This is a genomic window from Enterococcus sp. AZ089, assembly GCF_050547225.1.
GTDB classification, from domain to species: Bacteria; Bacillota; Bacilli; order Lactobacillales; family Enterococcaceae; genus Enterococcus_D; species Enterococcus_D entomosocium.
This window is the reverse complement of record NZ_CP172954.1, coordinates 1,143,565-1,157,500: the sequence shown is the minus strand read 5'-3', so window position 1 is coordinate 1,157,500 and position 13,936 is coordinate 1,143,565. Positions and strand designations below refer to the sequence as shown.

Here is a 13,936-nt window from a genome sequence, read left to right as displayed (position 1 = left end):
CAGACGTAACATCCTATAAAAGATGCTGGGTTTCCCCATTCGGAAATCTCTGGATCATAGCTTACTTACAGCTCCCCAAAGCATATCGGTGTTAGTCCCGTCCTTCATCGGCTCCTAGTGCCAAGGCATCCACCGTGCGCCCTTATTCACTTAACCTTTGACCTTACGGTCGGTTTTGAGTACTTCTTCTAGCGATAGAAGGTTGCTCAAGAAAATAAGCGTTGAACTTATTAAAAAACTCTTTTAACATTTCAACTCGGTGTGTGTTACTTGTTTTGATTTTTTCTTCGATATCCAGTTTTCAATGAACAAAGCATAACGACCATTGTCGTTAATGGAGCCTAGCGGGATCGAACCGCTGACCTCCTGCGTGCAAAGCAGGCGCTCTCCCAGCTGAGCTAAGGCCCCGGGTATTTACTTGAGAGTAGACCTCTCAAAACTGAACAAAGGCAAACGATGTGTAGTCTTCCGAAATATTCCTTAGAAAGGAGGTGATCCAGCCGCACCTTCCGATACGGCTACCTTGTTACGACTTCACCCCAATCATCTATCCCACCTTAGGCGGCTGGCTCCAAAAAGGTTACCTCACCGACTTCGGGTGTTACAAACTCTCGTGGTGTGACGGGCGGTGTGTACAAGGCCCGGGAACGTATTCACCGCGGCGTGCTGATCCGCGATTACTAGCGATTCCGGCTTCATGTAGGCGAGTTGCAGCCTACAATCCGAACTGAGAGAAGCTTTAAGAGATTAGCTTAGCCTCGCGACTTCGCAACTCGTTGTACTTCCCATTGTAGCACGTGTGTAGCCCAGGTCATAAGGGGCATGATGATTTGACGTCATCCCCACCTTCCTCCGGTTTGTCACCGGCAGTCTCGCTAGAGTGCCCAACTAAATGATGGCAACTAACAATAAGGGTTGCGCTCGTTGCGGGACTTAACCCAACATCTCACGACACGAGCTGACGACAACCATGCACCACCTGTCACTTTGCCCCCGAAGGGGAAGCTCTATCTCTAGAGTGGTCAAAGGATGTCAAGACCTGGTAAGGTTCTTCGCGTTGCTTCGAATTAAACCACATGCTCCACCGCTTGTGCGGGCCCCCGTCAATTCCTTTGAGTTTCAACCTTGCGGTCGTACTCCCCAGGCGGAGTGCTTAATGCGTTTGCTGCAGCACTGAAGGGCGGAAACCCTCCAACACTTAGCACTCATCGTTTACGGCGTGGACTACCAGGGTATCTAATCCTGTTCGCTCCCCACGCTTTCGAGCCTCAGCGTCAGTTACAGACCAGAGAGCCGCCTTCGCCACTGGTGTTCCTCCATATATCTACGCATTTCACCGCTACACATGGAATTCCACTCTCCTCTTCTGCACTCAAGTCTCCCAGTTTCCAATGACCCTCCCCGGTTGAGCCGGGGGCTTTCACATCAGACTTAAGAAACCGCCTGCGCTCGCTTTACGCCCAATAAATCCGGACAACGCTTGCCACCTACGTATTACCGCGGCTGCTGGCACGTAGTTAGCCGTGGCTTTCTGGTTAGATACCGTCAAGGGATGAACGTTTTACTCTCATCCTTGTTCTTCTCTAACAACAGAGTTTTACGATCCGAAAACCTTCTTCACTCACGCGGCGTTGCTCGGTCAGACTTTCGTCCATTGCCGAAGATTCCCTACTGCTGCCTCCCGTAGGAGTCTGGGCCGTGTCTCAGTCCCAGTGTGGCCGATCACCCTCTCAGGTCGGCTATGCATCGTTGCCTTGGTGAGCCGTTACCTCACCAACTAGCTAATGCACCGCGGGTCCATCCATCAGTGACGCAAAAGCGCCTTTCAACTTTCTTCCATGCGGAAAATAGTGTTATACGGTATTAGCACCTGTTTCCAAGTGTTATCCCCTTCTGATGGGCAGGTTACCCACGTGTTACTCACCCGTTCGCCACTCTTTTTCTTTCGGTGGAGCAAGCTCCGGTGAAAGAAAAAGCGTTCGACTTGCATGTATTAGGCACGCCGCCAGCGTTCGTCCTGAGCCAGGATCAAACTCTCATAATGATTTGTTTGAATGACCATACGGTCATTAAGCTCATAAAAATTAACTTTGCTAGCTATTGCTTGCATGTATTTGTTTCAATAAATTGAAACGTCCTACACATTGGTTCGTTTGCTTGCTTTGTTCAGTTTTCAAAGGTCTACCGTGCTGTGTTAGCAACTTTTATATCATATCAGAGCGACAGTTGATTGTCAACTCTTTTTTAAAAGTTTTTTTAAGAAGTTGTTATTTAACTTCTTTCTTAACCTCAGCGACTTTTTCATCTTACCATCTCAACCGTTATATGTCAAACACTTTTTTGAAAAGTTTTTTTGATTTATTAGGTTTTTCAGAGATGATATTTTTTCGACTTTGTTATAATAACACTTGTAAAATGTTTCGTCAACAACTAATTTCAAAAAAGTTCAATCAGTGTTTGTTACAAATGTCTTAACAAGGACAAGTAATAATATAGCAATTCTTAAAGGAAAAATCAACTAAAAAAATAGGCTTTTTGGCAACTATTTTTATAAGCGAATTATTCATTGTCAAACGATTCGAACGTTCGCTTATAAGAAGTATTTCACGGCTAAATCTATCAATAATGGATAAAAAAAGAGAACTTAAGCTTTTCGCCTAACGTTCTCTTTTCGTCCGATCTTCCGTTTGAAGAATCGGTATATAAATTCGAAAGATTGTTCCTTGGCCAATGACACTCTCCGCCGTGATTTTTCCTTTATAGCTTTCCAATAGTTGTTTTGCTATAGATAACCCCAAACCATTGCCACCTTTGGTTCTAGCACGAGCTTTATCTACCCGATAGAAACGATTGAAGATCTTATCGAGGTCTTCTTTGGAGATGCCTTCCCCGAAATCTTGGATGGCAATTTCAAAAGATTGACGATCCAATGAAATGGATAGATGAACTTCTTTTCGATCAGTGGAATACTTTACTGCGTTATCCAAGACAATAATAATGATCTGTTCAAAATGATTGCGATAGATTTTCAGCTTCAACTCATGATACAAATCATCATCCAATGTAAAGACAAAATCCGGATACAGTATTTTAAAGTTATTGAACACTTGATAGACAACTTCTTTTGCATTAGTTGTTTCATTTGCATAATGAACATCCACTTGTTCCGCTCTTGAGAGATCCAACATTTCCTGTACTAGCGTCTTCATTCGACTGATCTCTTGCATACTGGCTGCGAGGGACTCATCCAAGATCTCTGGATCATCTTTCCCCCAACGTTGCAACAAATTCATGTGTCCTTCAATGATTGCTACGGGTGTCCGTAACTCATGAGAAACATCTTCAACGAATCGCTCTTGCTGCTCAATGTACAGGCGCATGCGATCCAACATCTCATTAAATATATCTGCTAAATCAGACAGTTCATCATTCGTATTTAATTCTGGCATATGCACGGTTGACTGCGGGTTTTTCCGAACAGTTTCCATCGTATCCCGTAGTACCTTTAACGGCTGAAGGAAATATGCTGATAAAAAGAACCCGAGTACACTGCTGAGAATCAGAGAGACGACTTCTAAGATAATCAAAGTCAGCAGCAGTTTGCTGCGTATTTCATAAAAAGAAGTCAACTCATAAAAGGTTTGTGCATAGCCAATCCGCTCTCTGGTGCCTTTTGAATAAATGGGTTGGATCGAGAGAAAGCCTGTGATACCATCCAGCGTTACGATAGTTGGCGCTTTGCGCTGCGTGTCGATCAGTGCTAAATCATTTTCATGGGTTTTAAACACAAGGTCCTCATTCAAATTATAAACAAACAGGCTCAATGGTGCTTGGCCTAATTCCGAAATAAAGGAGTCGATTTTCATTAAGTTGCCATCGATTGTTGAAGTGCGATCATAAATGCTCGTCGTTCCCGCATCATTTTTGGTTAAATTACGATACGTTCGGACCAATGTTAGTTCTTGATCCGAATTGGCTAAACGAGAAGCAACCTCTGACATCGTCCGCTCCACATTGTTTTCTTCTTTAGCGACGATCAAATTCACCGATGTTTTATAGGTGATCACGGCAAAGATCGTAAATACGACGAATATAAAGAAAGAACTTGCGAAGGCCCACTTTACAGTTAAAGAAGGCCCCTTCAGTTCTTTTAATTTTTTCATTCTTTTTTTAAGGTTCACGACCGCATCACATAACCTGTACCACGAACGGTTTGGATATAGCTTTCCTCCCCTGGTACATCAATTTTATTCCGTAAGTAGCGGATGTAAACATCGACAACGTTGGTTTCAACTTCTGTCTCATAGCCCCAGACTTTGTTTAATAAAACATCTCTGGCCAAAACGACATTAACGTTTTCCATTAAAGTCAACAATAGCTCATATTCGCGTTTCGTTAGTTCAATGACATCTGTTCCGCGACGAACGACACGATTTTCTTTTTCAATCGTTAGGTCTCGGTATGTGATCGTGGTTTGTTTTGCAACGTTTTTGTCCCCTTCGATATCGATACGGCGAAGCAACGCACGTAAGCGTGCCAGCAATTCTTCAATTGCAAAAGGCTTCACAATATAATCATCGGCACCATGATCTAAACCTGATACTCGATCAATCACGGAATCTCGTGCGGTCATCATGATGATCGGGGTGTTCTTCGATTGACGCACGCGGCGGCAAACTTCTAACCCATTTAACTCAGGAAGCATCAGATCCAATAAGATCGCATCCCATTCATTATTCAGCGCCGCATCCAGTCCCGTCCGTCCGTTGTAATGAACTTCAGTATTATACCCTTCATGCTTCAATTCTAATTCCACAAATCGAGCTAAGTTCTTTTCATCTTCAATGATTAGAATATTACTCATTATTGATAGCCCCTTTATTGATTATTCTGCCTTTAAATTAGACATTATCTGTCTTATTTTATCATGTATCTAAAAAATAAAAAAGAGATTGACCGAAAGTTCTCACTTTCGGCCTTTCTCTTTTGGATTCTCTTAAAGCTTACGCTTCGTCATACCATGAATAATGGAAAATTCCCTCTTTATCTGTCCGTTCATACGTATGCGCTCCGAAGTAATCCCGTTGTGCTTGGATCAAGTTCGCTGGCAAACGATCAGAACGATAAGAATCGAAGTACGCGATCGCAGATGAGAACGTCGGCACAGGTACACCGGCTTGGACAGCTAGTGCAACTACTTCACGTACAGAAGATTGATAACGTTTCGTAATATCTTTGAAGTAGTCATCTAATAGTAAGTTTTCAATGTCGGCATTCTTGTCATAAGCATCCGTGATTTTTTGTAAAAATTGAGCCCGGATGATACAGCCTGCACGCCAAATTTTGGCAATTTCACCAAAAGGAAGATCCCAATCATACTCTTTTGATGCTGTACGTAATTGCGCGAATCCTTGTGCATAGCTCATGATCTTACTGAAGTATAATGCTTCGCGGATCTTATTGATAAACTCTTCTTTGTTTCCTTCAAAAGCAACTGCTTCTGGTTTTGGTAAGACTTTGCTGGCATTGACCCGTTCTTCTTTGTAAGCCGAGATATAACGGGCAAAAACAGATTCAGTGATCAATGGTAGTGGTACGCCTAGGTCTAAGGCACTTTGGCTTGTCCATTTCCCAGTTCCTTTATTACCAGCAGCATCTAAAATCACATCAACGATTGGTTTGCCTGTACCTTGATCGTCTTTGCGAGTCAAAATATCCGCTGTGATCTCAATTAAGTAGCTATCCAATTCGCCTTTGTTCCATTCAGCAAAAATATCAGCCATTTCATCAACAGATAGACCTAATATGTTTTGCATCAAGTCATAAGACTCAGCAATCAGCTGCATGTCCCCATATTCGATCCCGTTATGAACCATTTTTACGTAATGGCCTGCACCGTTTGGTCCAATATAAGTCACACAAGGTGTTCCATCTTCGGCTTTTGCAGAAATTTGTTCCAAGATTGGCGCAACCAATTCATACGCTTCTTTTTGTCCTCCTGGCATGATCGAAGGACCTTTCAAGGCGCCCTCTTCCCCACCAGATACACCTGTACCGATAAAGTTGATTCCTGAGTTTGCCAACTCTTCGTTACGACGAACCGTATCTTTAAAGAAGGTATTTCCGCCATCGATCAAAATATCGCCTTTGTCTAGATGAGGCAATAATTCTTGGATCGTTGCATCTGTCGCAAATCCTGCTTTTACCATTAATAAAATACGACGTGGTTTTTCAATAGATTGAACAAATTCTTCTATCGTATAGGTTGCTTTAAAATTTTTATCTGGATGTTCTTTTACTACTTCTTCTGTCTTTGAACCAGTACGGTTAAATAAGGCAACTGAATAACCGCGGCTTTCGATGTTCAACGCTAAGTTTTTGCCCATAACAGCCATACCGACAACGCCGATTTGTTGTTTTGTCATCTTTCATCCTCCTAAGATTCAATTATCTTTTTCATTATAGCGCAAATGTACCTGCTTTTGAACTATTCTCTTTCGCTGGACAAAAATATTTCTGAAAAGTTCCATATTCGTCAAAAAAACAAAAAAACCTCAGGCTCCATGGTTAGCCTAAGGTTTTAGAATCCTCTTTCTGAAAAAAAGGAATTATGCTTCTTTTGTTGCTACGTCTTTGCCATCGTAATGACCACAGTTTGAGCAGACATGGTGGCTTTTTTTCATTTCACCACAGTTTGCACATTCGTTCAAACCGTTGATTGTCAATTTGTAATGTGTACGACGTTTTGCTTTCTTCGCTTTCGAAGTTTTTCTAGCTGGTACTGCCATTTTGCTACACCTCCTTGTTAATGAACGCAACCTTGAGGCTGCAATTTATTCCAATCCTACGCGTTATCGTCATCTGATTCAGTGAATAATTCGGATAATTTTGCAAGACGAGGATCAACTTGTTGAGCTTGCGCTTCTTTTTGATTTGCAAAGTCTTCTTCTGACAAAACAGCCCAATCGTTGCCAGATGGCATTGCTGAACCTTGCTTTTCTTCTTCTGTCAGGACTTGCAAAGGAATCGCAAGTAATAGGTTATCAGCGACTGATTCATCTAAGCTGATGGTTTGACCTTCAACGATCAAAACTTCTTCTTCGACGATCGTTTCATCGCGACGCTGAAATTGCTCTGGTGTCATGAAGTGTTCATCCACTGAAAAATCAAAAGGAATCGCTACAGGTGTCAAAGAACGAGTAGATGGCAATGTCATCGTCGTTTCTACTTGATAGTGCAGCAAGTATCCTTGCTTATCAACACTCATCAGCCCTTTTACTTTTACAGGAGACAAATCAATGATCTGTCCATCGCGTTTTATCAGTTGACTCTTTAAGTCAAGTGTTTCTTCAAACATCAGCGGTGTCTCTTGGTATTTTTTTAATTCCAATAAAGACCATTTCATTTTTATCACCCCTAAGCAACAAAAGCAATTATACAGGGCTTCTGAGGCTTTGTCAATGAAATTTTCTTGACACCTTTTTCATTTTTGATCGTGTCATTTTAATGCCCTTTCTCAAGGGATTTCGACCCTCTCAAAAAAACAACAGGAAGCGCACAACGTGCACTTGCCTGTTGCTTGATCAATCGTTAAAAATCATTAGATCGCTGTTGTTTCTCCACGATAAACGATACCGCGACGAGAATCAAGAGTAACCAATTCGCCATCTTTGATGGTTGTTGTTGCGTCTTTGGCACCAACGATGACTGGTAGATCTTTCGCGATTCCGACAACTGCTGCATGAGAAGTCAAGCCGCCATCTTCAACAACTAAAGCTGCTGCTTTTTCGATTGCTGGCATATATTCTTTATCTGTTGTTGGTACAACTAAAATCATGCCATCTTTTGCTTTCGCAATTGCTTCTTCGGCACTGTGAGCGATCACGGCATTGGCAACAACTGATTTTTCACCAATCCCTTGCGCTTCAAGCAATTTTGAACCGATCAATTGGATCTTCATGACGTTGGTTGTTCCGCGTTCACCAACAGGAACACCGGCTGTGATCAAGATTAGATCGCCTTCTTTAGCAAAACCTAAATCAACTGCTTGTTTTGCTGCTAATTCAAACATTTCATCAGTTGTTGATGGTTTTTCAGCAACGGTTGGGTAGACACCCCAGTTAAGCATCAAGCCACGTTTTGTACGTTCATCAAATGTAACAGCTAAAATGTCAGCATCTGGACGATATTTAGAGATCATTTTTGCAGTGTAGCCAGATTCAGTCGCTGCAACGATTGTTTTAACCCCTAGGTTTTTCGCCGCACGAGCAACAGATAAACCGATTGTTTCTGTTACATCTGTTTTATCGAATTGGTTGATTTGGAATGTGCTGTTTTCTGATAAAGCTTTTTCAGCTTCAACGTCGATCCGTGCCATTGTTGCTACTGCCTCAACAGGGTAGTCACCGTTTGCTGATTCACCAGAAAGCATTGTTGCATCGGTACCATCAAAGACAGCATTGGCAACGTCAGAAGCTTCTGCACGGGTTGGACGTGGGTTTTGTTGCATTGACTCTAACATTTGTGTTGCTGTGATAACTGATTTACCAGCAGCGTTACATTTTTTAATGATGCTCTTTTGAACCATTGGTACTTCTTCAGCAGGGATCTCAACACCCATGTCCCCACGGGCAACCATGATACCATCAGAAACTTTGATGATTTCATCGATATTATCGATACCCTCTTGTGATTCGATTTTAGAGAAGATTTGCACATGAGTCATGTCTTTTTCTTCTAAAATTTCACGAATTTCTAAAACGTCTTGCGCTTTACGTACAAATGAAGCGGCAATGAAGTCGATATCGTTATCAAGACCAAAACGGATATCTTCTGCATCTTTTTCAGTAATACCAGGTAAGCTGATTGATACGCCAGGAGCGTTGACCCCTTTACGTGATCCTAACATTCCAGCATTTTTAACAACAACCACTAATTCGCGGGTTGCTTCGTCTTTTTCTTTGATTTCCATGTCGATCAAACCATCATCAAACAAGATGTGTCCGCCCACATGAACATCTTCAAATAAACCAGGATAAGTTACAGCAATTTTTTCTTTTGTTCCTTTGTGTTCTGGATCCATTGAAATGCGTGTTTCATCGCCAACGTTAAATTGGATGTATCCAGCACGACCAAAGTCAGCTTCTGTCGTATTTTGTACAGTTGTACGGATTTCAGCACCTTTTGTATCTAAAAGGATACCGACATCTTTACCAGTTTTCTTCACGGCTTCACGAACCATTGTCATACGCGCTAATTGTTCTTCATGATCTCCATGAGAGAAGTTAAAGCGGAAGACATTCGCACCGGCTTCAATCAGTTGAGAAATAATTTCCACACTGTTACTTGCTGGTCCTAATGTACTTACGATCTTTGTTTTTTTCATTACTAAACGCTCCTATTCATTTATTTAAAATAGCTAATAAGCTTTTTTTACAAAATTACTGTTGCGTTGCTCTAAAAAATCTCTTTAGAATGAGATTTCTTTGTTCAAGTTATACAAGCTAAGATCTGGCTTGTGACGATTGTTTTCAAGGGTTTCGATAATATCAGAAGCAATCATTTCATTGTTTTCGATACCGATACATAGACCGCCTTTGCCTTGTTGCAATAATTCAACGGCATATGAACCAAATTTACTTGCTAACACACGGTCACGAGCGCTTGGTGAACCACCACGGACAACGTGTCCTAGAATTGATACACGTGTATGGAAATCGCCGTATTCAGAAAGTTTGTCAGCAAAATCATTTCCGCCCATCACGCCTTCGGCTAAAACGATCAAGCAATGTTTTTTCCCGCGGTCGCGTCCTTCACGGATACGATCAGCAACAACTTGCATGTCAAAATCATGTTCTGGGATGATGATTTCATCTGCACCACCGGCCACACCTGACCATAAAGCGATATCGCCAGCACCACGTCCCATTACTTCGATCACAAATGTGCGGACATGTGATGTCGCTGTATCACGGATACGGTCAATCGATTCTAAGACAGTATTGATTGCTGTATCAAAACCAATCGTGAAATCTGTTCCTGGAATGTCGTTATCGATCGTTCCTGGAATCCCGATTGCTGGGAAACCGTGGCGAGTAAGTGCCATCGCACCATGATAAGATCCATCTCCACCAATCACGACTAGCCCTTCGATGCCAAATTTCTTTAATTGCTCGATTCCTTTTAATTGCCCTTCTTGTGTCGCAAATTCTGGATAACGTGCTGAATATAAGAATGTTCCACCACGTTGAATTTTGTCACCAACATCAGCAACATCTAAGCGACGAATGTCGCCTGCGACTAGTCCGGCATAGCCATAGTTGATTCCATATACTTCAAGTCCGTCAAAAATACCCTTTCTGACAACTGCGCGAATCGCTGCGTTCATTCCTGGTGCATCGCCGCCACTGGTTAGAATTCCAATGCGTTTCATTATTCTTTCACCTCATCAAAAGATTTTGTTTAGGGAAGCCCCTGTTTGCTAGTTTTCAAGTAATAACCACGAGACATATTCTACCATTATTCCATGAAAATGTCTTGAAATAGTGGGAAAAAGTTGAAAAAAGTGTAAGTTGAATTATCGTTTTCGGAAAACTACTTGAAAATTACATTTCCATTTCCTAATAATGCCTTCAGTTGTGTGACAAAGTTCGGCTCATCCGTTACCCAGTTTTCTTCTGCTAATAACACTTTTTTGCCACTACTTTCATAAAACATCACCACTGGAATATTTCCTTGATGCTGCTTCATTTCCTTCGACAATGCTTGCAGGTGCGACGTTTCGGCTTCAGCAGAAATCTTTAAGTAGCAAGTTTGTGGCGCAATTTTATTTTGAACGTTTTCTGCTAAGTCTATTTTATCAGCAATGAGTTGGATTTCACCATTGTAACGACTTACCTCGACCTTTCCTTCAATATAGAGAACAGCATTTTCTTCGATCAAGGAACGCACTTGTCGATAAACGATGGGAAAAATCGTTACTGAAACTTCTTTGCTAGCATCCGTTCCTTCAACAAATGCCATCTGTTCGCCTTTTTTTGTACGTATCTCCCGAATCTTGCGGACATACAAAAGGATGCGGACCCGTTCATTCGGAACCAGATCGGCAATATCGGTGATTTGTTTTAATTGATGCAATTTTTGAAACTGTTCTACGGGATGGCCAGACAAATAAACACCTAAGTATTCTTCTTCCAAAGCCAGTTTCTCTTCCAGTTTGTAATCGGCAACGGCTTCTTCTTTTAAAGCCATGGTTTCTAAGAGATCCAAACTGCCGCCACTATAAGTAATATTTTGGATTTTCCCTTCTAGTTGGATCAATGCTTGTTTTCGATTAGGCGCAATCACATCGAATACACCGATGCTCAAAAGCGGCAATAAATAGTCCCACTTTAACCACTTGCTGTTCCGCTGATTCAAGCGAAGTAAAAATTGATCCATGGACGTGAAATTGCCATGCTCTTTTCGTTCTGTCAAAATGTCTTGGATCATGTCGCGCCGAATCCCTTTGATACTGCTGAACCCAAAGCGGATTTGTTTCTCATTTTGCAGTTGAAAACTAAACCCACTGGTATTGATCGATGGTGGCAATACTTCTACGCCATAACGTGCGGCTTCATTTAAGTATTCTTTCATTTTGCTTGCAGTATTGCGTACCGAGTGCAAGATCGAAGCAAAAAAAGGTGCCGGATAGTGCACTTTCAAGTACGCCATTTGAAAGCCGATAAAGGAATAGGCAAACGCATGGGAACGGTTAAACCCATAGTTGGCGAAGCGCTCAATATAGTCATAGACCAAATTGGCGGTCTTCTCGTCATAATGATTGGCCAACGCACCTTGCACAAAATGGCGACGTTCTTCATCCAACACGTCTTTTTTCTTTTTACTGATTGCTCGCCGCAAAATATCTGCCTGTCCTAGGCTAAAACCAGCCATTTTGGAAGCTACTTGCATGATCTGTTCTTGATAAACAATGATTCCGTAAGTGTTTTGCAAGATTGGAATCAAGCTGTCATCCGGATAAGAGACCCGCTCTTGTCCTTTTTTCCGCTTGATAAAAGTATCAATATTTTGCATCGGTCCCGGGCGATACAAGGCATTGACTGCAGCAATGTCTTCGATACTTTCTGGCCCTAGCTTGCGCAAGACATTGCGTATTCCCGCTGATTCAAATTGGAAGATCCCTGCCGTCTCCCCTTTTTGAAACAAACGCAATGTTGCTGGATCATCAAGAGGAATCTCTTTTTGGGTTACGATTTGTTGGCTGATTCGTTTGATACCTTTCAAGGTATTATCAATGATCGACAAGTTTCTCAAACCTAAAAAATCCATCTTCAATAGGCCAATGGCTTCCACGTCATTCATGGTAAACTGGGTCAGCCAAATCCCATCGCTGCCTTCTTGCAAAGGCACCAAATCAAGCAGATTCTTGTCACTGATCACCACACCGGCGGCATGGGTCGATACGTGACGGGGCAGTCCTTCTAAGATTTTGGCGACTTGAAACATTACTTGATTCCGCTCATTGAACGAAACCAGCTCTCGCAGCTGATTGGATTGTTCATAAGCAAGATCTAAGGTCATTTTCAAGGCATTGGGGATGGCTTTTGACCAGCGATTAGCTTCACTTTGCGAGAGACCAAAGACCCGAGAAACATCTCGCAAAACCATTTTGGCCGCCATGGTACCAAACGTGGCAATCTGTGCCATATATTCTTGCCCATATTTTTGGCGCACATACTGTAAAATCTCGTCTCTGCGATTGTCAGGAATATCTAAATCAATATCAGGCATCGTGTAACGTTCTGGATTCAAGAATCGTTCAAACAAAAGATCGTATTTGATTGGATCCACGTCGGTGATAGATAAAACATACGCCACCAGTGCTCCGGCAGCGGATCCCCGTCCAGCTCCGGTAACGATTTCTTGTTGGTGGGCAAAGTCCATGACGTCCCAAATAATCAAGAAGTAATCATCAAAGCCCATCTTATGGATGACAGACAACTCATAATCCAAACGCTGTTCGTACGCCGATGTAACGTGAGCAACACGCTGAGGCAGACGTTCAAAACAAATTTTGCGCAAATAGTCCGCAGCATCTTCTTCTGCTGGTAACGGGTAATGAGGCAATAGCCGCTGATGCAGTGGCAGCTCGACGGCGCATTCAGCTGCAATCCGCTGATTATTCATCAATGCCTGCGACGCTTCGCCAAATGACGCAGTCAATTGGTCTGCCGGTTGTAAAAAAAGCTGTGTAGTCGCTTGCTCTTTTGCCTGACGAAAGTCTTCAATTTGCGAGCCCTCTTTGATATGGGTCATCACTTTGACTGCAAAGGCTTCTTCTTGTGCTAAAGCCGCGATGGGTTGATACGCACATGGTGCAATGTTTTGCTCGTTAAACCAAGCGATCGTTTCTGGATCTAGCCCTTTGCTAGTAATCCCTAAAAACAAGCTCTCAGAATCAAATTTATGGCTGATTGCTCGCAGTGCTTCTTGATTGGCTTCTAGATCATCGTGCTGAGAAGGCAGAAACCCCTCGCCTTCAGGCAGCAAACCAAAGAGATCCTGCAAAGAATCACAAGCAGCTAAATTCAACTGCTCGGTGATCATTTTTTCACTTGATAAACGCATCAAGGTTTGATAGCCCTTGAGGTTTTTTGCAAATACGTACAATGGAAAGGACATTGATCCCTCTCCGAAGGTACAGTCGAACAAAGCGCCAAAAATCGGCTTGATGCCCTGTGCTAGGCATTGTTGATAAAACTCGACCGCGCCATAGAGAACATTATGATCGGTCAGCCCCAATGTCTGATAGCCCATCTTTTTGGCTTGCTCTATATAGTGAGGAATTTTGATCGTACTTTGCAGCAACGAATAGGCGCTTAAGGTGGTGAGCTGTGAATACATTGAAATCCCTCCAAAAATGAAAATTCTCTTT

8 protein-coding genes, 1 tRNA gene and 2 rRNA genes (1 of these 11 cut by a window edge) are annotated in these 13,936 nt (G+C 42.4%); all 11 read right to left on the bottom strand.

Translation table 11 applies throughout. From position 1 onward, the window contains the following. Positions 1 to 156 (bottom strand): 23S ribosomal RNA (locus IGJ01_RS05395) (it extends 2,759 nt beyond the left edge of the window). A 179-nt stretch (positions 157 to 335) separates the two neighbouring features. Beyond that, positions 336 to 408: transfer RNA gene (locus IGJ01_RS05390), tRNA-Ala, on the bottom strand. A 76-nt stretch (positions 409 to 484) separates the two neighbouring features. Then, positions 485 to 2,044: ribosomal RNA gene (locus IGJ01_RS05385) — 16S ribosomal RNA — on the bottom strand. Together the 16S and 23S rRNA genes with 1 tRNA gene alongside form the textbook arrangement of a ribosomal RNA operon. 613 nt (positions 2,045 to 2,657) lie before the next feature. Further along, positions 2,658 to 4,163, bottom strand: a complete 1,506-nt coding sequence (locus tag IGJ01_RS05380) for a HAMP domain-containing sensor histidine kinase (protein ID WP_034872519.1) — start codon at positions 4,161 to 4,163, stop codon at positions 2,658 to 2,660. Positions 4,164 to 4,177: 14 nt separating this feature from the next. After that, entirely contained in the window at positions 4,178 to 4,864 is a 687-nt protein-coding gene (locus tag IGJ01_RS05375) for a response regulator transcription factor (protein WP_005229193.1), read from the bottom strand. 139 nt (positions 4,865 to 5,003) lie between these two features. Next, positions 5,004 to 6,425: an NADP-dependent phosphogluconate dehydrogenase gene (gene gndA, locus IGJ01_RS05370; RefSeq protein WP_005229192.1), complete on the bottom strand. Its 1,422-nt coding sequence runs from the start codon at positions 6,423 to 6,425 to the stop codon at positions 5,004 to 5,006. 183 nt (positions 6,426 to 6,608) lie between these two features. Further along, positions 6,609 to 6,788, bottom strand: a complete 180-nt coding sequence (gene rpmF, locus IGJ01_RS05365) for a 50S ribosomal protein L32 (protein WP_005229191.1) — start codon at positions 6,786 to 6,788, stop codon at positions 6,609 to 6,611. A 56-nt stretch (positions 6,789 to 6,844) separates the two neighbouring features. Next, the gene (locus IGJ01_RS05360) at positions 6,845 to 7,405 is read right to left on the bottom strand and encodes a YceD family protein (RefSeq protein WP_005237175.1); all 561 of its coding nucleotides are present in this window, start codon (positions 7,403 to 7,405) and stop codon (positions 6,845 to 6,847) included. Between the two features lie 195 nt (positions 7,406 to 7,600). Further along, positions 7,601 to 9,385 (bottom strand): pyruvate kinase, encoded by a 1,785-nt coding sequence (pyk, locus tag IGJ01_RS05355; RefSeq protein WP_005229179.1) that lies wholly within the window; start codon positions 9,383 to 9,385, stop codon positions 7,601 to 7,603. A gap of 84 nt (positions 9,386 to 9,469) precedes the next feature. Next, positions 9,470 to 10,432: a 6-phosphofructokinase gene (gene pfkA / locus IGJ01_RS05350; RefSeq protein WP_005237177.1), complete on the bottom strand. Its 963-nt coding sequence runs from the start codon at positions 10,430 to 10,432 to the stop codon at positions 9,470 to 9,472. Between the two features lie 161 nt (positions 10,433 to 10,593). Beyond that, the gene (dnaE, locus tag IGJ01_RS05345; RefSeq protein ID WP_429974802.1) at positions 10,594 to 13,905 is read right to left on the bottom strand and encodes a DNA polymerase III subunit alpha; all 3,312 of its coding nucleotides are present in this window, start codon (positions 13,903 to 13,905) and stop codon (positions 10,594 to 10,596) included. Positions 13,906 to 13,936 lie beyond the last annotated feature (31 nt).

What these genes read in the sequence shown, in the direction of transcription:
- dnaE (WP_429974802.1), bottom strand. Translation starts at nt 13,905, where the DNA reads ATGTATTCACAGCTCACCACCTTAAGCGCCTATTCGTTGCTGCAAAGT.
- IGJ01_RS05375 (WP_005229193.1), bottom strand. Translation starts at nt 4,864, where the DNA reads ATGAGTAATATTCTAATCATTGAAGATGAAAAGAACTTAGCTCGATTT.
- gndA (WP_005229192.1), bottom strand. Translation starts at nt 6,425, where the DNA reads ATGACAAAACAACAAATCGGCGTTGTCGGTATGGCTGTTATGGGCAAA.
- IGJ01_RS05380 (WP_034872519.1), bottom strand. Translation starts at nt 4,163, where the DNA reads ATGAAAAAATTAAAAGAACTGAAGGGGCCTTCTTTAACTGTAAAGTGG.
- IGJ01_RS05360 (WP_005237175.1), bottom strand. Translation starts at nt 7,405, where the DNA reads ATGAAATGGTCTTTATTGGAATTAAAAAAATACCAAGAGACACCGCTG.
- pfkA (WP_005237177.1), bottom strand. Translation starts at nt 10,432, where the DNA reads ATGAAACGCATTGGAATTCTAACCAGTGGCGGCGATGCACCAGGAATG.
- rpmF (WP_005229191.1), bottom strand. Translation starts at nt 6,788, where the DNA reads ATGGCAGTACCAGCTAGAAAAACTTCGAAAGCGAAGAAAGCAAAACGT.
- pyk (WP_005229179.1), bottom strand. Translation starts at nt 9,385, where the DNA reads ATGAAAAAAACAAAGATCGTAAGTACATTAGGACCAGCAAGTAACAGT.